General features: G+C 67.2%; 15 protein-coding genes and 1 tRNA gene. 8 read left to right on the top strand and 8 right to left on the bottom strand.

Features of this window, described 5'->3' with window-relative positions; genetic code table 11:
- Positions 1 to 223: 223 nt before the first annotated feature.
- The 3 genes from M5J20_RS09630 to thrE are packed head-to-tail and all read right to left on the bottom strand — an operon-like array spanning position 224 to position 2,810.
- Entirely contained in the window at positions 224 to 757 is a 534-nt protein-coding gene (locus M5J20_RS09630; protein WP_253579045.1) for a hypothetical protein, read from the bottom strand.
- A gap of 26 nt (positions 758 to 783) precedes the next feature.
- Positions 784 to 1,284, bottom strand: coding sequence for a histone (locus M5J20_RS09625; RefSeq protein WP_253579043.1), 501 nt, complete (start codon positions 1,282 to 1,284; stop codon positions 784 to 786).
- A 44-nt stretch (positions 1,285 to 1,328) separates the two neighbouring features.
- Positions 1,329 to 2,810: a threonine/serine exporter ThrE gene (gene thrE / locus M5J20_RS09620; RefSeq protein WP_253579041.1), complete on the bottom strand. Its 1,482-nt coding sequence runs from the start codon at positions 2,808 to 2,810 to the stop codon at positions 1,329 to 1,331.
- A gap of 93 nt (positions 2,811 to 2,903) precedes the next feature.
- On the opposite strand from thrE, the gene M5J20_RS09615 reads away from it, so the two are divergent.
- The 3 genes from M5J20_RS09615 (at position 2,904) to M5J20_RS09605 (ending at position 5,367) form a co-directional block, all read left to right on the top strand.
- Positions 2,904 to 2,976, top strand: a tRNA-Thr gene (locus M5J20_RS09615).
- 277 nt (positions 2,977 to 3,253) lie between these two features.
- Positions 3,254 to 3,958 (top strand): response regulator transcription factor, encoded by a 705-nt coding sequence (locus M5J20_RS09610; protein ID WP_253579039.1) that lies wholly within the window; start codon positions 3,254 to 3,256, stop codon positions 3,956 to 3,958.
- Between the two features lie 113 nt (positions 3,959 to 4,071).
- A complete protein-coding gene (locus tag M5J20_RS09605; protein WP_256478246.1) occupies positions 4,072 to 5,367 on the top strand; it encodes a sensor histidine kinase in 1,296 nt (431 codons plus the stop codon).
- Here the strand turns inward: M5J20_RS09605 and M5J20_RS09600 are convergent.
- Positions 5,333 to 5,743, bottom strand: a complete 411-nt coding sequence (locus tag M5J20_RS09600) for an HIT family protein (protein ID WP_253579035.1) — start codon at positions 5,741 to 5,743, stop codon at positions 5,333 to 5,335. The genes M5J20_RS09605 and M5J20_RS09600 overlap by 35 nt on opposite strands.
- A 31-nt stretch (positions 5,744 to 5,774) precedes the next feature.
- Here M5J20_RS09600 and purD point away from each other — a divergent pair, with 31 nt between their 5' ends.
- A complete protein-coding gene (gene purD, locus M5J20_RS09595) occupies positions 5,775 to 7,181 on the top strand; it encodes a phosphoribosylamine--glycine ligase (protein WP_253579032.1) in 1,407 nt (468 codons plus the stop codon).
- Between the two features lie 184 nt (positions 7,182 to 7,365).
- On the top strand, positions 7,366 to 8,796 hold the full coding sequence (gene purB, locus M5J20_RS09590) for an adenylosuccinate lyase (RefSeq protein WP_253579030.1): 1,431 nt from the start codon (positions 7,366 to 7,368) through the stop codon (positions 8,794 to 8,796).
- Between the two features lie 163 nt (positions 8,797 to 8,959).
- On the opposite strand, the gene M5J20_RS09585 is transcribed toward purB, so the two are convergent.
- Positions 8,960 to 9,580 (bottom strand): hypothetical protein, encoded by a 621-nt coding sequence (locus M5J20_RS09585; RefSeq protein ID WP_253579028.1) that lies wholly within the window; start codon positions 9,578 to 9,580, stop codon positions 8,960 to 8,962.
- Positions 9,581 to 9,599: 19 nt separating this feature from the next.
- Here M5J20_RS09585 and M5J20_RS09580 point away from each other — a divergent pair, with 19 nt between their 5' ends.
- From M5J20_RS09580 to M5J20_RS09570, 3 genes are read left to right on the top strand one after another with little or no spacing between them, the layout of a single operon-like run.
- Positions 9,600 to 10,487 (top strand): phosphoribosylaminoimidazolesuccinocarboxamide synthase, encoded by an 888-nt coding sequence (locus M5J20_RS09580; protein WP_253579026.1) that lies wholly within the window; start codon positions 9,600 to 9,602, stop codon positions 10,485 to 10,487.
- A gap of 11 nt (positions 10,488 to 10,498) precedes the next feature.
- Positions 10,499 to 12,598, top strand: a complete 2,100-nt coding sequence (locus M5J20_RS09575; protein WP_253579024.1) for a S9 family peptidase — start codon at positions 10,499 to 10,501, stop codon at positions 12,596 to 12,598.
- Between the two features lie 48 nt (positions 12,599 to 12,646).
- Entirely contained in the window at positions 12,647 to 13,321 is a 675-nt protein-coding gene (locus tag M5J20_RS09570) for a DUF2334 domain-containing protein (RefSeq protein WP_253579022.1), read from the top strand.
- 400 nt (positions 13,322 to 13,721) lie between these two features.
- Here the strand turns inward: M5J20_RS09570 and M5J20_RS09565 are convergent, their stop codons facing one another.
- Genes M5J20_RS09565 through M5J20_RS09555 form a run of 3 tightly spaced genes read right to left on the bottom strand, consistent with a single transcriptional unit; the run spans position 13,722 to position 16,248 of the window.
- Positions 13,722 to 14,618 carry a metal ABC transporter permease gene (locus M5J20_RS09565; RefSeq protein ID WP_253579020.1) on the bottom strand — a complete coding sequence of 299 codons (897 nt, stop codon included), beginning with the start codon at positions 14,616 to 14,618 and terminating at the stop codon, positions 13,722 to 13,724.
- Positions 14,618 to 15,301: a metal ABC transporter ATP-binding protein gene (locus M5J20_RS09560; protein WP_253579018.1), complete on the bottom strand. Its 684-nt coding sequence runs from the start codon at positions 15,299 to 15,301 to the stop codon at positions 14,618 to 14,620. The genes M5J20_RS09565 and M5J20_RS09560 overlap by 1 nt, the downstream gene beginning before the upstream one ends.
- 11 nt (positions 15,302 to 15,312) lie before the next feature.
- Positions 15,313 to 16,248, bottom strand: coding sequence for a metal ABC transporter solute-binding protein, Zn/Mn family (locus tag M5J20_RS09555; RefSeq protein WP_253579016.1), 936 nt, complete (start codon positions 16,246 to 16,248; stop codon positions 15,313 to 15,315).
- Between the last annotated feature and the right edge of the window lie 23 nt (positions 16,249 to 16,271).

Here is a 16,271-nt window from a genome sequence, read left to right as displayed (position 1 = left end):
GGCATACACCCCCTCACCCGCTTCAACCCTGGCCAGCGCAGCCTGGCGCACATGCATAGGCGTCGAACGTCGACCCACAACAACCTCCCGGTCAGGTGGCGCATTCACCACATGACACCGCCGGGGCCATAATTGGGGTCTGACTATGGGGGCATGCAATCTGGGGGGCACCGGATCGAGACTGGCTGCCGTGGGCCCGGCTGCCGGTGGGACCGTTGAGGCGCTAGAGGCGCATGAGGCGGATGCTCGGCGGGTCGACCAAGACGTCCGCGGATGTGCCGGCCGGGGTGGCCGGGGCGGTGGGGGTGGTGATGAGGAGGCGCTCGGTGTCGGAAAGCGAGCGGACTTCGAAGGTCGCCCCGGGTTGAAGCAGCTCGGTGAGCTGGTCGTGGGTGTGGCGGGCGCCGCCGACGCAGGTGTCGCCGGGCGCGTCGAAGGTGATCGAGGTGAGGGCGAGGGACGTGGCGGCGTCCGGCGCATCAGCGGCCGGCCCGGTGGCGCCGCCGACCGTGGCCTGGCCGGTCAGTGTGGCGCAGGGGGTGGTGCCGGTGAAGTCGAGGGTGTCGCCGCGTTGTTTGACCTGCACGTTTGCTTTGCCGGCGGCGTCGAGAGGCAGGTCGCCGGGGAGGGCGGGGTCGGTATAGACGGCGACAACCTGCCACGTCGGGGGCTCGGCGCCGCAGGACGCGAGGGTCGGGCCGAGCAGCAACGGGGCGGCAACGGCCAGGGCGAGCGGGGAGCGGAACGGGCGGCGCATGGGCGAGGCGGGGCAGGAGACCGGGCCTAGCTCTCGGTGGTGGTGGTGGTGGTCTTCTTCGCGGTCTTCTTGGCCGTGGTCTTCTTGGCGGCCTTCTTTGTCGCCTTCTTGGCGGTCGACTTCGCCGCGGTCTTGGTGGCCTTCTTGGTCGTCTTCTTCGTGGCCTTCTTGGCGGTGGACTTCGTGGCGGTCTTGGTCGCCTTCTTGGTGGTCTTCTTCGTCGCCTTCTTGGTCGTCTTCTTCGCGGCGCCGGAGCGGCCAGAAGCGCCCGCGCCGGAACCCGCACCGGAGCCGGTAGCGTCGGCGGCGGAGTCGGCGCCGTCGGCAAGCGCGGCCTCGCGCTGCTCGTTGTAGTTCTTGTACACGAAGCCCTTGGGCTCGACGCCCAGCATGGACATGAGCGTCACGCCGTCGTGGAAGTCCTCGGCGTAGGTGGCCACGATCCGCCGCGCGCCGGAGGCCGTTTGCTCCTCCATCTCAATGATGGCGTCGTGGGCCGGGCGGGAGTCGGTGATCTTGGGTGGCACTTAGGGTTCCTCCTGGTGGAAAAAACGAACGTCGGAAAGCAAGTTTAGCGCTTACGGGGGCGGCGGAGTTGCTGGAAGGTGAAGCGGCCGACGCGGCGGAGTGCGCGATACGGCATGTACAGCTGCGGGGCGCGGATGCGGCGGGCGATCCACTCGCCGAAGACCACGCCGCCGGCGAGCGCCATGCAGGTGGCGATGGCGGAGAAGATGTTGGTGAGGCCCACGACCATCTGCTCGTTCATCACGGCGTACATGCCGCGGTAGACGCCGGAGCCGGGGAGGAAGGGCGTGACGCCGGCGACGGCTGTGATCACGGGGCTGATGCCGAAGCGGCGCGCGATGAGGCCGCCGGCGAGGCCCACGACGAGGGCGCACGCGGCGGTGGCCATGAAGCGGTCGGTGCCGAAGGGGATGAGGAAGACGTAGTAGATCGCGGAACCGGCGGCGGCGGTGATGAAACTCACCGCGATGGCGGCGCGTTCGGCGAAGCAGGTCACGGCGAAGGCGGCGGCGGCCGTGGCGCTGCCGAGGATGCGCCAGATCACGGAATCGAGGCTGGGTTTGCCGGGCATCGTCTCGACGGGTGGGAGGCCGACGCCGAAAAGGTCGGAGACGAAGAGGCCCATGGCCACGCCGGCGACGATGCCGCCCGTGTTCAGCGCGGTGTTGAAGAAGCGGGCTGAGGCGGTGACGGGGGAGCCGGTGACGCCGTCGAGAAGCGATTGCACCAGCGTGAGGCCTGCGAGCAGGACGACGATGCCCGACGCGATGACCTGGCTGGGCACGATCGTGCGGCCGATCGAGGCGGAGAAGTCGTAGAAGATGGCGGCCGGGATCGTCGCCAGGAAGCCGCCGAGCACGCAGTGGAAGAAGTACGGCAGCGAATTGCGCGAGAGCACCTTGTTGAAGCCCATGATGAGGAACGCGGTGAGGCCGCCGATCAGCGACATGAGCAAGTCGCCGCCGAGCAGAATCGCCACCGACGCGCCCATCAGCGCCCAGCCGCCGAGGAAGCGGGTGTTGCGGTAGGGGATGGGGGCGTTCTCGATCTCGTCGAGAATCTGCTCTGCGCGCTCCGGGCGCACCTCGCCGCCGCGGATGCCGCGGATCAGGCGGTCGGCTTCCTGCAGCTTGTGGTAGTTCTCGCTCATCATCGTGACCACGCGGAACACCGTCACCGGCGTGCGGCGGTCCGTGCCGATGATCGCGTTCATCGTGATCGTGTTCACCGTGATGTCCACGTGGCAGTAGTGCAGGCCGTACGACGACGTCACGGTGCGGATCTGCGCGATCGCGTCCGAGCTCGTCGTGCCGTTCGCGATGAGAATCTCGCCGATGCGCGCGCCGATCTGCATCACCGCCGCGACCTGCGCCGGATCCGTGAGATCCACCGGCGCGAGCACGGACGGCGGGGGAGACGTGCGCGCCTCATCAATCGTTGCCACGTTCTGGCGCGCACTCGGGTGCAGCGCCGCGCGCAGCCGCTCGCTCCAGCTTGCCGACGTTCGGATACTCTCCCTCTCCACCCCACAAACCCTAAGGGATTGGCGGTGTTTCGCGCAGCTGGCGGGTGTGTGTAGGCTTTTGCAGAGCATTGGCGGTGAATTCGCCGGTGCGGTGCTGGAGTGGCGCAATCGGTAGCGCAACGGTCTTGTAAACCGTAGGTTGCGAGTTCAAGTCTCGTCTCCAGCTCACGTTCTCTTTTTCTTAAATGCGCCACACTTTGGTTTTTCGGGAACTATGTGTGCATCGCACATCTATGTGGAGAAAAACCAAAATGTAGCGCATTAGCGCGAAGGGTTTGTCGCTTCCCGGGGCGGGGGAAATGCCCGGGGGGCGGGGGAAATGAACGTCGTAAAGCAAAAAGCCCTGAAGTTGTGTCCGCGCGTACAGTGGGCGTACAGGAAACGTTCAGCGCGCGGGTGTTGAATGAGCGTGTTTGCGAAGTTTGCGCGGGAAAGGATGCGACATGGCCGATAACCAGGGCGTGAAGGTGCTGGTAGTTGATGATGAGCCGAACATCGTCGAGCTGCTGACGGTGAGCCTGAAATTCCAGGGCTTCGAGGTGGAGAGCGTGAATTCCGGGCAGGAGGCGCTGGAGCTGGCGCGCACGTTCAAGCCGGACGCGTACATCCTGGACGTGATGATGCCGGAGATGGATGGCTTCGAGCTGCTGGGCAAGCTGCGCTCCGAGGGCCTCGACGGCCCGGTGCTGTTCCTCACCGCAAAGGACGCTGTGGAGGACCGCATCCACGGCCTGACCATCGGCGCGGACGATTACGTGACCAAGCCGTTCAGCCTGGAAGAGGTGATTACGCGTCTGCGCGTGATCCTGCGCCGCGGCAACGTGACGGAGGGCGCGAATGAGGATTCGACGCTTCGCTACGCGGACCTCACGCTGAACGACGAGACGCACGAGGTGACCAAGGCCGGCAAGATCGTCGACCTGTCGCCGACGGAGTTCAACCTGCTGCGCTACCTCATGCTCAACGCGGAGGTTGTGGTGAGCAAGGCGAAGATCCTGGACAACGTGTGGCACTACGACTTCGGCGGCGACGGCAACGTGGTGGAGTCCTACATCTCCTACCTGCGCAGGAAGGTGGATCAGGGCGAGCAGCAGCTGATCCACACGGTGCGCGGTGTGGGGTACGTGCTGCGTACGCCGCGTCAGTAACCGGGCCGGGGAGGCTTTGAGTGCGGTACCCGATTTCTGCGCGGCACTACCGCGTGACCACCCCGCTGCAGAAACGCCTGGTTGCGCTGGTGGTGGCGGTGGCGTCGCTGGCGATGCTGCTCAGCTTCACCATCGTCTACTTCCTCATGCAGCAAATTCTGTACCAGCGTGCGGATGACCAGCTCGAGGAGGGCCTGGAGACCTGGGTGGGCCAGACGGTGTGGCTGCCGGTCTACGGCGCGCCCAGCGAGTTCTACCAGAGCATCATGGTGCCCGGCCACGACACCCCCTGGGCGCCGACGCCGTCGACATCCCCGCCGGATTGGTCGCAGTTGAAGGCCTACGACAAGGCGCAGACGATCGGCTCGGTCGAGGGCAGCGAGGTGAACCGCCAGTGGCGCGCGATGGCGCACCAGGAAGACAACGGCACCGTCAAGCTGGTGGCGAAGAAGCTCGACGCTGAACGACGCATGCTCACCGGCCTCGCCTTGACCGAGGCAGCGATCGGCGCGTTGGCCACCCTGGGCATCGTGGTGGTGGGCCGGGAGCTGGTGCGGCGCTCGCTGGCGCCGCTGCGCGAGGTGGAGTCAACGGCGCTGGCGATTGCCTCCGGCGACCAGAACCGCCGCGTCCCCGCCTGGCCGCGCGACACGGAGGTGGGCAAGCTCTCCTACGCGGTGAACACCATGGTCACGCAGCTGCAGGACACCGCCGCTGAGGCGCAGAGCAAAGAGGAGCAGATGCGCCGCTTCGTGGGTGATGCGTCGCACGAGTTGCGTACGCCGCTGACGTCGATACGCGGGTACGCCGAGTTGTACCGCTCCGGCATGGCGCCGGACGCGGACATGGTCTTAAGCAAGATCGAGCAGGAGTCGGCGCGCATGCAGCTGCTCGTCGAGGACCTGCTGGCGCTGACCCGCGCCGAGGGCACCCGCCTGGACATGCGGCAGGTGGACATGCTGGAGCTCGCGGCGAACGCGGCCAGCTCGGCGCGCGCTGCGTTCCCGGGCCGTGTGATCCACATCAACCACGACTGCACCCGCCCCCCGGTTGTCGACGGCGACCCGGACCGCCTCCACCAGGTGCTGCTCAACCTCATCTCGAACGCGTTCAAGCACGCGGGCGAGGAGGCGGAGGTGACCATCACGCTGCGCGACAACCTGGACCGCCTGTTCATCGACGTCGCCGACAACGGCATCGGCATGAACCCGGACGACGCGGCGCACATCTTCGAGCGCTTCTACCGCGCCGACACCTCCCGCCACCGCGCCAACGGCGGCGGCTCCGGCTTGGGCCTGGCGATTACGAAATCCCTCGTCGAGCAGCACGACGGCACCATTTCGGTGCAGACCGCGCCGGGCGAGGGCTCGACGTTTACAATTTCGCTGCCACTGCCGCCTGAAGCGTAGCGGCGGCCTGGTCCATCTTGGCTGGATCGGTGGCATCGGCACGCATGGCGCTGGAGAGGTCGTAGCCGCTCATGTCGTCGGCCGGGAAGACGTGGATGTGCGCGTGCGGCACCTCGAAGCCCGCGATGAGGTAGCCGGCGCGCTCGCAGTCGAACTCCTCGACAATCGCCTGGCCGACAGCCTGCGCAACCTCGTTCATGCGCGCCCACAGTTCCGGCGCGAGGTCGGTCCACTTGTCCACTTCCTCCACCGGCACGATCAGCGTGTGGCCGTACGCCACCGGCTCGATGGTGAGGAACGCGGCGACGGTCTCGTCGCGGTACACGAAGCGGCCGGGGATCTCGCCGGCGATGATCTTGCTGAAGACGGTGCTCATGTACGCCGACGCTACCTGTAATCTCGGACCCATGCGCATCCTCGTCATCGGTTCGGGCGGCCGCGAACACGCCCTGCTTCACGGGCTGGCTGGCCACGAACTCACGGTTGCACCGGGCAACGCCGGGATGCATTCGCTTGCCGACGTCCGCCCCGTCGACGTCCAAGATCCCGCAAGCGTCGTCGCTTTGGCGCGCGAGGTGGACGCCGAGTTCGTGGTGATCGGTCCCGAGATCCCGCTGGTCGCGGGCGTTTCCGACGCGCTGCGCGAGGCCGGCGTGGCGGTCTTTGGGCCGTCTCAGGCCGCCGCGCAGCTGGAGGGCTCCAAGGCGTTTGCGAAGGACGTCATGGCGGCCGCGGGTGTGCTGACGGCGTCGGCGACGCAGGTCGCGCCGGGTTCTGGCGCGGCCGACGCGGCGGCTGCGCTCGAGGCCGCGCTGGAGGCCGCGCTGGACGAGTACGGACCCACCTACGTGGTCAAGGACGACGGCCTCGCCGGCGGCAAGGGCGTCGTGGTCACCCCGGACCGCGAGGCCGCGAAGGCTCACGCCGAGGCTGTCCTCGCCGCCGGCAACCCCGTGCTTTTCGAGTCCTTCCTCGAAGGCCCCGAGGTCTCCCTCTTCTGCCTCGTCGACGGCGAAACCGTCGTCCCGCTCCTGCCCGCGCAGGACCACAAGCGCGCCTACGACAACGACGAAGGCCCGAACACCGGCGGCATGGGCGCGTACTGCCCGCTGCCGTGGCTTCCCGACGACGGCGTAGAGCGCATTGTCGCCGAGATCGCCGAGCCCGTCGCGCGCGAGATGGTTGCCCGCGGCATCCCCTACCAGGGCCTCCTCTACGTCGGCGCCGCGTGGGGTCCGTTCGGCCCGGCCGTCGTCGAGTTCAACGCCCGCTTCGGCGACCCCGAAACCCAGCCCGTCCTCTCCATGCTCGATCCTTCGGGGCCTTCGCTTGCCGACGCTTTATTCGCCACCGCCACCGGCACCCTCTCTTCCTTGCCGTCGCTCGCCTGGAAGCCGGGCTTCGCCGCGACCGTGGTGCTGGCCTCGTCCGGCTACCCGGCCGGGCCCAAGACCGGTGACGTGATTTCTGCGGGCGACGGCGCGAGCGGCGGCGCCGCCGGCGGCGCCGCGCTCCTCGACGATCCGACCCGCGTCCTCCACGCCGGCACCGGCCGCAACGAGGACGGCGACTACGTTTCCGCAGGTGGCCGCGTGTTGAACGTCCTCGGCCACGGCGAGACTCTCGAGGCCGCCGTCGCTGCCGCGTACTCGGTGATCGAGCAGATCGAGCTGCCCGGTTCCTTCTACCGCAAGGACATCGCGCGCCCGGCCATCGAAGGCGCGATCGCCGTCGTCCCCGCAGAGGACACTTCCGCCGGAGACACTTCCGCCGGAGACACTTCTGCGGGGGACACCTCTGCGGAAGGCGAGTAGTCCGAAACGCAATGCGACACATTGTGGATTCCGCGGATCTATGTGCGCGACCCACACATAAAACTGCGGAATCCACAATTTGCTCCATTTCAAAACGGACAAACTGTGTTCCGGCGGGGGCGGGGAAGGAAACGTCGGAAAGCGAACGTCGGAAAGCGGAAAGCGCCGTGCGATAATTGGGGGCATGACCTCGAAACCCAAGAATTCCAACGTCCTGTCCAACCGCTACGCGTCGCCGGAGATGGCGACGCTGTGGAGCGCCGAGCACAAGATCATCCTCGAGCGGCAGCTGTGGATCGCCGTGATGCGCGCGCAGCAGGATCTGGGCGTGGAGATTCCGGCGGGCGCGATCGAGGATTACGAGCGCGTGATTGAGCAGGTCGATCTGGCGAGCATTGCGCGTCGAGAGGCGGTGACGCGCCACGACGTGAAGGCGCGCATCGAGGAATTCAACGCGCTGGCGGGGCACGAGGAGATCCACAAGGGCATGACCTCGCGCGATCTGACTGAGAACGTCGAGCAGCTGCAGCTGCTGCGTTCGCTGGAGCTCGTGCGCGGGAAGGCGGTGGCGACGCTGAAGGCGATCGGCAACCGCGCCGCCGAGTACCAGGAGCTGGTCATGGCCGGCCGCAGCCACAACGTCGCCGCGCAGGCGACGACGCTGGGCAAACGCTTCGCGACGGCCGCCGACGAAATGCTCATCGCCGTCGAGCGCATCGAGGAACTGATCGCACGCTACCCGCTGCGCGGCATCAAGGGCCCGATGGGCACCGCGCAGGACATGCTCGACCTGATGGGCGGCGACGAGGAGAAACTCACCGAGCTGGAGGCCGCGATCGCGCACCACCTCGGTTTCGACCGCGTCTTCGACTCCGTCGGCCAGGTGTACCCGCGCTCGCTCGACTTCGACGTTCTGTCGGCGTTGGTGCAGCTCGGCGCCGGCCCGTCCTCGTTGGCCACGACGATCCGCCTCATGGCCGGCAACGAGACTGTCACCGAAGGCTTCAAGGAGGGCCAGGTCGGCTCCTCCGCGATGCCGCACAAGATGAACGCCCGCTCCTGCGAGCGCGTCGGCGGCTTCCAGGTCATCCTCCGCGGCTACCTCACCATGGTCGCCGACCTCGCCGGCCAGCAGTGGAACGAGGGCGATGTGTTCTGTTCCGTGGTGCGGCGCGTCGCGCTTCCCGACGCCTGCTTTGCCATCGACGGCATGCTCGAAACCTTCCTCACCGTGCTGGACGAGTTCGGGGCCTTCCCCGCCATGATCAATAGGGAGCTCGACCGCTACCTGCCGTTCCTTGCGACGACCCGCATTCTGATGGCTTCGGTGCGCGCCGGCGTCGGCCGCGAGACCGCGCACGAGGTGATCAAGGAGAACGCCGTTGCCATGGCGCTTGACATGCGCGAACGCGGCACCGAGCAGAACCTCGTGGAGCGTTTGGCTGCCGACGATCGGTTGCCCCTCGGCGCCGCCGAGCTGGAGGCCGCGCTTGCCGACCGCCACGCCTTCATCGGCGCCGCCGAATCCCAGGTCACGCGCGTGTGCGCCCGCATCGACGAGCTGGTGGCCAAGTACCCCGACGCCGCTGCGTACCAGCCCGGCGAGATTTTGTAGTTCCGGGCGGGGGCGCCGGTTGTCCTTGAGGGCTGTTTGCCCTGGTCGCCGTTGCCGGCAAAACCCCAGGTCGCTACATTTGTCGACAGAATCTTTCATTCGACCGGCAAATCCCCAGGTCGCTACATTTGTCTGCAGAATCTTTCTGAGCGACGCCGTCGCCCTACTCCGACCAGACGACGACGGTGTCTTCGGCGGCGGGGAACGGGGCGGTAAGGCGGACGGCGTTGGCGGGGACGCCGTAGAGGCCGGACCAGCTGGCGACGTAAGTGTCGAAAGCCTCGCCGGCTGCGGCCATTTCCCGCAGGTCAGGGGTGTATCCGGTGGGGGTGGTGAGGTCGCCGCACATGGAGGGGTCGGGAATGGTGTTGGCGCGCAGTTGCGGGGGCAGCTCGGCGGCGGCGCTATCCTCGCTGCCGCCCGAAGCGCCGGCGCCACCGCCGCTGGCGCCACCCACCTCGTCAACAACAACCGGCTCGAACACGGGCACCGGGACGGTGACGTCGACGTCGAAGTCGCCGACCTCGACGGGGGCGAGGCGGACGGGGTAGCAGTGGACTTCGGGGTAGGTGGGGGAGGCGTCGATAAGCGAGGGCTCTGAAACGGTGACCTGCCACGTGACGGGGACGTTGAACTGGTGGTCGGCGGTCACCACGTCGGCGGTCTCCCCGAAGCCGAGGGCAACGGCGGCGGGGCCGACAGGCGTCGGCACGCTGAGTGGGGCGGGCGCAGCGCACGCCCCGAGGAGCAGTGTCAACGGGAGGACCCAAGCAGCGCGGCGCATGGCGAATATACTAACCCGCATGCGTGCAGACCTCTCTGACTACAAGCATCTGTCCGGCGGGAAAGTCCGCGAGATTTACCAGGTGGACAAGGACACGCTGCTGATGGTGGCGAGTGACCGGATCTCGGCGTTCGATTTCAGCCTGGAGCCGGCGATTCCGGATAAGGGGCGGATCCTGACGGCGACGTCGATGTTCTTCTTCGACCTGCTGGATGTGCCGAATCACCTGGCGGGCCCGATCGATGATCCGCGCATCCCTGAGGAGGTGCTCGGCCGCGCGATGGTAGTGAAGCGCCTGGATATGGTGCCTTTCGAGTGCGTGGCGCGCGGGTACCTCACCGGTTCGGGCAAGAAGGAGTACGACCAGCGCGGCAAGGTGTGCGGCGTCGCGCTGCCGGAGGGGCTGACGGAGGCGTCGCGCCTGCCGGAGCCCATTTTCACGCCGGCGACGAAGGCTGAGCAGGGCGATCACGACGAGAACGTGACGTTCGAGCACATGGCGAGCAAGATCGGCACGGAGCTGGCGGAGGAGCTGCGCGACCTCACCCTTGAGGTGTACAGCGCGGCCGCCGCGCACGCGGAGAGCTGCGGCATCATCCTCGCGGACACGAAGCTGGAGTTCGGCATCGACGCCGACGGAACGGTCGTGCTTGCCGACGAAGTCCTCACCCCCGATTCGTCCCGCTACTGGCCGGCGGATTCCTACGAGGAAGGCAAGGTGCAGCCGAGCTTCGATAAGCAGTACGTGCGCAACTGGCTGACCGGCCCGAAGGCGGAGTGGGATCCGGCCGAGGGCACGCAGCCGCCGGAGCTGCCGGGCTCCGTGGTCGAAGCGACGCGCGACCGCTACATCGAGGCCTACGAGCGCCTCTCCGGCAAGCGTTTCGCCGACTGGCCGGGGGCGTAAACTCGGGCGGTATGTCTGCACCTCAACCGCCCGTCGCACGCAAAGCCCCGATCACCCGCTCGTTCCACGGCCGCGAGTTCGCGGACAACTACGAGTGGCTGCGCGAAAAGGAAAACGCGGAGGTCATCGCGCATTTGGAGGCGGAGAACGCCTACACCGACGCGATGACCGCCGGCCTCGCGCCGCTCACGGAGGCGGTGTACGGCGAGATCAAGTCGCGCGTGAAGGAGACGGACATGTCCGTCCCGCAGCGCCAGGGCGATTGGTGGTACTACGGCCGCACGCAGGAGGGCCAGAGCTACGGCATCTCCTGCCGCGTGCCCGTCGCGGGCGACCCGTGGACCCCGCCCGAGGTCACCGAGGACATGTCAGGGGAGCAGGTGCTTATCGACGCTAATATCCTCGCCGACGGCCACGAATTCTTCGCGATGGGTGCTTCGTCCGTCGCAACGAGCGGCCGCCTGCTCGCGTACTCCACGGACACGGTCGGCGACGAGCGATTCGAGCTGCGCATCAAGAACCTGGACACGGGCGAGCTTCTCGACGATCATTTGACCGGCCTCTTCTACGGCGCCGTCTGGGCGGGCGAGGAGTACTTGTTCTACCTGCGCGTCGACGATGCGTGGCGCCCGCACCAAGTGTGGCGCCACCGCGTGGGCACCGCGCAGGACGAGGACGTGCTGGTGTACCAGGAAGATGACGAGCGCTTCAACGTCGCCATCGGCGCCGACCGCGCCGAGCAGTACCTGTACATCGTCGCCGCCAGCCCGCTGACCTCGGAGTATCGCGTCGCCCCGCTCGCCGAGCCGACCGCCGACTTCGAGATCCTCTGGCCCCGCGAGTCCGGCGTGGAGTACCACCCGGATTACGCCGTGGTGGACGGCGAGGAGTACTGGGTGGTCACCCACAACGCGTTGGGGGCGAATTTTGCGGTTGGTGTGTGTCCGATCGTCGATACGCTCCCTGCCCTGCGCGATTTGAAGCAGCTCGTGCCGCATTCGGACACGATGCGCGTGGAAGGTGTGGACACCTACCGCGACTTCATGTTCGTGAGCTACCGCCGCGAGGGCATTTCGCGGCTCGCGGTGGCGGAGGGGTTCGCGCCGCTGCGCGAGCTGGAGTTCGACGAGGAGCTCTACACCGCGTCGCTCGCCGGCAACCCGGAGTGGGACGCGCCGGTGGTGCGCATCGGCTACACCTCGTTCACGCAGCCTGGGCAGGTATTGGACTATCGCGTATCGACGTCTGAGTTCACCCTCCTCAAGGAACAGGAAGTGCAGGGCGGCTACGACCCGAGCGAGTACGAGGCGTTCCGTCTGTGGGCCACGGCCGAGGACGGCGTCGAGGTGCCTATCTCGGTGGTCCGGCGGGTTGGCGGCGCTGCGGCGGAGGGGCCGGCGCCGCTGCTGCTGTACGGATACGGCTCCTACGAGGCGTCGATCGATCCGGCGTTCTCGGTTGCGCGGCTGTCGCTGCTGGACCGCGGCATGGTGTGGGCGTGCGCCCACGTGCGCGGCGGCGGCGAGATGGGCCGCACATGGTACGACCTTGGCAAGATGCTGCACAAGCGCAACACCTTCACCGACTTCATCGCCTGCGCCGATACCGTCGTCGAGGCCGGGTTGACCACTTACGGCCAGATGGTCGCCGAGGGCGGCTCCGCCGGCGGCCTCCTCATGGGCGCCGTTGCCAACATGGCGCCGGAGAAGTTCGCCGGCATCCTCGCGGTCGTGCCGTTTGTGGACCCGCTGACTTCGATCCTCATGCCCGAGCTGCCGCTCACCGTCGGCGAATGGGAGGAGTGGGGCGACCCGTACCACGACGCCGAGGTTTACGACTACATGACCAAGTACGCCCCCTACGAGAACGTGGTGGCGCAGCAGTACCCGCCGATCCTCGCCGTGACCTCGCTCAACGACACCCGCGTCCTCTACGTCGAGCCCGCCAAGTGGGTGGCCAAGCTGCGCGAGGTGGCCGGCGGCGGGCCTTTCCTGCTGAAGACGGAGATGTCCGCCGGCCACGGCGGCGTGTCCGGCCGCTACGCCAAGTGGAAGCAGACGGCGTTCGAGTACGCGTGGGTGCTCGACGCGGCTGGGGTCGGCCGGGAGTAGTTTGGCTTCACCCAGCGGTGTGCGGCCGGCTGTGCGACAATGTTCCGTATGCCCGGCCGCTTGCTCGTTTCGATCTCCTCGATTTTCGACGCAACGCTGGACAACGTCACAAGCCTCGTCCGCGAGCTCGACCGCGAGGAAATTCCGGTATCGCTGCTGGTCGCGCCGCACATCGATAAGAAGTGGCACCTGGCGAAGGACAAGAAAACCCGCAGCTGGCTGCTGGAGCAGCGCGGCGAGCGGGCGCTGCTCCTCAACGGTTTCGACCAGCCGGTGCAGGGCCGCCGCTCCGAATTCGCCACGCTCGAGGAACACGAAGCGCGCCTGCGCCTCAAAGGCGCCACCCGCCAGATGGAGGCCCTGGGCTTCGATCTCGACATGTTCGCGCCTCCGCGCTGGCGGCTTTCCGACGGTACCTTAGAGGTCCTCGACGAATTCGACTTCGCCCTCGCGGTTTCCGAGCGCGGTATTTACCGCCTCGACCACGACGATTTCGTCCAGTGTCGAAATCTTTCCGTCGGCGAGGGTTATGGCGCCGCGAAGTGGTGGCGCCGCAACATCATCCGCGCCGCCGAGCGAGGTGCCGAGCGCGGCAACACTATCCGTTTGTCCGTCTCCGGCCGTGAGCTCGGCGACAAGAAGGTCCGCCGCGACTTCCTCTTCGCCGCCGTTTCCGCAGTTCGCGAGGGCGCCGAGCCGTCCGACTACCGCGCGTTCCGGTAGTCATCTCCATTTGGGAGTTTTGGAACCTCTATCTGGTAACCCCACTTTGGGAGCGTGGGTGTTTCTAGATGGGAGTTAGTCCTGGTCGCGGTCCGGCCCGACCCTCCGAGGATGCGAACAGCTCCCAGATGCGGGCAACCAGATAGGGGTTACCAGTTTGAGGCTCCCAGGCTGAGGCTCCCATCTTGTAGGCCGAGGTCAGGCCGCTGCGTTCCGATCCTCTGTTCCGATCCTCTCTTTTGATCCTCTTTTGCGAGCCTCACTTCCCGAGCCGCTCGCCACGATCCAGAGGGTTATATGCAGCCGATTTCAATGAATTAATGCGACTGGATCGTCTCGGGAGGCTCGGCAACAGAGGATCGATCTGGAGGATCGGAACGCGGGCCCGGGACCTGGGGGTTTAGACCGCGGGATTGGTCGGCGCGGCGACAGCCGTGGCGTCGGTGCGGGAACCCACCCGGATCCTCCGCCCGCGCACGGCGGCAACCGCCCGGCACACCAAGTAGATCCCGAAAGAGATGAAGGCGACGAAGACGGAGACGGGGATGCCGGGGGCCAGCGACAACACCATGCCGCCCACGGCGGCGACCTCGGCAAACACGACTGACAACCAGACGGCGCGGACGGGGTTGGCGGTCACGCACGCGGCGGCGGCGCCTGGAGTGATCAGCAGGGACATCACCAGCAACGCACCGACGATCTGCACCGACTGCGCCGACGCCACACCAACCAACACGGCGAACAGCAGCGACATCGACCGGACGGGGACGCCGCAGGCGGCGGCCATCTCGGGGTCGGAGGAGGCGAAAATGAGGGGTCGCCAGAACACGAGGACGACGGCGCAAACGAAGAGCGTCGTCAAGGCGAGGAGCCACACGTTCTGGGCGGACACACCGACGATTTGGCCGGTGAGCAGCGCCAACGCGCGGTTGGAGTTGCCCGGGTAGAGGTGGATGAACAGCACGGAGAGGCCCATGCCGAAGCTCATCACGACGCCGACGGCGCTGTCCTGCTGGCCCCGAAAACCAAGCGCCGCCAGCACCAACGCGGCGACGACGGCACCGGCGACAGCGCCGAAACCGACGTTCAGGCCGAACAGCAGCGCGGCGGAGGCGCCCATCAGTGCGAGCTCGGAGGTGGCGTGCACGGAAAACGACATCTGGCGCAGCACGATCAGCGGCGCCATTACGCCGGACAGCACGCCCAGCAGCGCGCAGCACACCAGCGTGGTCTGCACGAAATCGACGCTGAGCAAATACGAGGTGTCAGCCCACCAAGACGACCACCAAGACGACATCACAGCACCACCATCCGGCCGTCGACCTCAACGACGTCGACGCGGGTGCCGTAGAGGTCGCTCAAGACGTCGGAACGCATGACCTCGGCAACAGGGCCGACGACGTGCCCCTCCGGTCCGATGTACAGCACCCGATCGACCACTCCGAGCAGCGGATTTATCGAGTGCGTGACGCACATAACGGCCGCCCCGGACCCCGCCAGGCGCGCAACGGTGTCGCGTTGGCGGGCGGGATCGAGGGAGAGCAACGGTTCGTCGGCAAGCAAAAGCTCCGGCTCCTGCGCAAACGCCTGTGCCTGGCGGATGAGCTGCTGCTGCCCGCCGGACAAGAGCCCCACGCGCTGGTCCGCGAAGTGCAGGGCGCCGACCTGGGCGAGGTGCTTTTCGACGTTCGCTTTCGGGGCGCGTCGCAACGCACCCGGCGCCATCGCGAGGGAGACGAGGTCGCGGCCGCGCATGGGGAGGTCGCGCGGGAACATGCGCTGTTGGGGGATGAGTCCGATGCGGGCGTCGGTGCGCACGGTGCCCGCGGTGAGGCGGCGCGTGCCCAGGATGGTGCCCAGGAGCGTCGATTTGCCGACGCCGTTCGGCCCTAGGACGGCGATGAATTCGCCGCGCGCCACGGTCAGGTTGAGGCCGGACCAGAGGGGGGCGACGGCGGCGTCATCGAAGTGGAGGATCACGAAAGGGGAGTTTAGTGAGTCGCGTGCGGCAACTCAGCGTGCGAGTGCGGCTCCGCCTTCTCGACGATCGCGGCGATCTCATCCACGACCTGCTCGAAGTAGTCGAGGAAGTGCATGCCGGCCGGCGGGGTCTCGCGCATCTCGACGATTGGGACGTTGTGGTCGCGCGCCGCCTGCGCGAGGCGCTCCGTGGCGTTGTTGGTGCTCTGCGGGTTGACCACGAGGAAGTCGAGGATGCCGCTCTCGACGAGCTCGAGCATCTCGGCGACCGCGTTCACGGACGGCTCGGACTCGTCGAGGGTCGCCTGGAGGTAGGCCTCCGGAGTGATGTCGTGCAGCTCGGTGCCCCAGATCAGCGGCGCGGCGATCGGCTCCGTCATGGCGAGGTGCACGTGGTGGAAGCTGGCGAGGCGCTCCTCGATTGCGTCCATCCGCTTGACGACGTCCGCCGCCGAACCGCCGACGCGCTGCTCAACCTGCTTCGCCACTTCCTTCACCTTGGCGGGGGAGAACCAGACGTGCTCCAGCTCGTCGAGGGAGTCGGGGATGTGGGCGTGGCTGTGGTCGTGCTCGCCCGTCGCCGGCGGCACCGCGAAAATGATCCGGTCCTGCTCGGCGACGGTGTAGATCGCTGCGTCGTAGTGGCCGCCGTTGGCCACCACCGTGCCCGCCTCCCGCACGCGCGCGAGATCCTTCGCGGCCGGCTCGAAGTGGTGCGGGTCGATGGACTCGTCGCTGATAATCGATTCCACATCTTCACCCAGCACCGCCGCCGCCACGTCGGCCCACACGTTCGTCGTCGCGATCACGGACTCCGCACCGCTTGCCGACGTCTCCTGCGTCGCGCCCGTCGTCGTCGCGGATTCACTGGAGCAGGCCGCGAGCGACGCAGCCGCGAGCATCGCCGCCGCGCACGCGGCCAGCGGCTTACCGAAAACCATTTTCATACACGCAATTTAACCACTAACGA

This window comes from Corynebacterium stercoris (assembly GCF_024160105.1).
Lineage (GTDB): Bacteria > Actinomycetota > Actinomycetes > Mycobacteriales > Mycobacteriaceae > Corynebacterium > Corynebacterium stercoris.
The sequence above is the reverse complement of the archived record's forward strand: the minus strand, read 5'-3'. Positions and strand labels throughout refer to the sequence as shown.

Excerpts from the sequence above, each read along its gene's own strand:
- M5J20_RS09585 (WP_253579028.1), bottom strand. The coding sequence starts at position 9,580 with ATGCGCCGCGCTGCTTGGGTCCTCCCGTTGACACTGCTCCTCGGGGCG.
- M5J20_RS09575 (WP_253579024.1), top strand. The coding sequence starts at position 10,499 with ATGTCTGCACCTCAACCGCCCGTCGCACGCAAAGCCCCGATCACCCGC.
- M5J20_RS09570 (WP_253579022.1), top strand. The coding sequence starts at position 12,647 with ATGCCCGGCCGCTTGCTCGTTTCGATCTCCTCGATTTTCGACGCAACG.
- M5J20_RS09605 (WP_256478246.1), top strand. The coding sequence starts at position 4,072 with ATGCTGCTCAGCTTCACCATCGTCTACTTCCTCATGCAGCAAATTCTG.
- M5J20_RS09565 (WP_253579020.1), bottom strand. The coding sequence starts at position 14,618 with ATGTCGTCTTGGTGGTCGTCTTGGTGGGCTGACACCTCGTATTTGCTC.
- M5J20_RS09555 (WP_253579016.1), bottom strand. The coding sequence starts at position 16,248 with ATGAAAATGGTTTTCGGTAAGCCGCTGGCCGCGTGCGCGGCGGCGATG.
- M5J20_RS09610 (WP_253579039.1), top strand. The coding sequence starts at position 3,254 with ATGGCCGATAACCAGGGCGTGAAGGTGCTGGTAGTTGATGATGAGCCG.
- M5J20_RS09630 (WP_253579045.1), bottom strand. The coding sequence starts at position 757 with ATGCGCCGCCCGTTCCGCTCCCCGCTCGCCCTGGCCGTTGCCGCCCCG.
- purD (WP_253579032.1), top strand. The coding sequence starts at position 5,775 with ATGCGCATCCTCGTCATCGGTTCGGGCGGCCGCGAACACGCCCTGCTT.
- M5J20_RS09580 (WP_253579026.1), top strand. The coding sequence starts at position 9,600 with ATGCGTGCAGACCTCTCTGACTACAAGCATCTGTCCGGCGGGAAAGTC.
- purB (WP_253579030.1), top strand. The coding sequence starts at position 7,366 with ATGACCTCGAAACCCAAGAATTCCAACGTCCTGTCCAACCGCTACGCG.
- M5J20_RS09600 (WP_253579035.1), bottom strand. The coding sequence starts at position 5,743 with ATGAGCACCGTCTTCAGCAAGATCATCGCCGGCGAGATCCCCGGCCGC.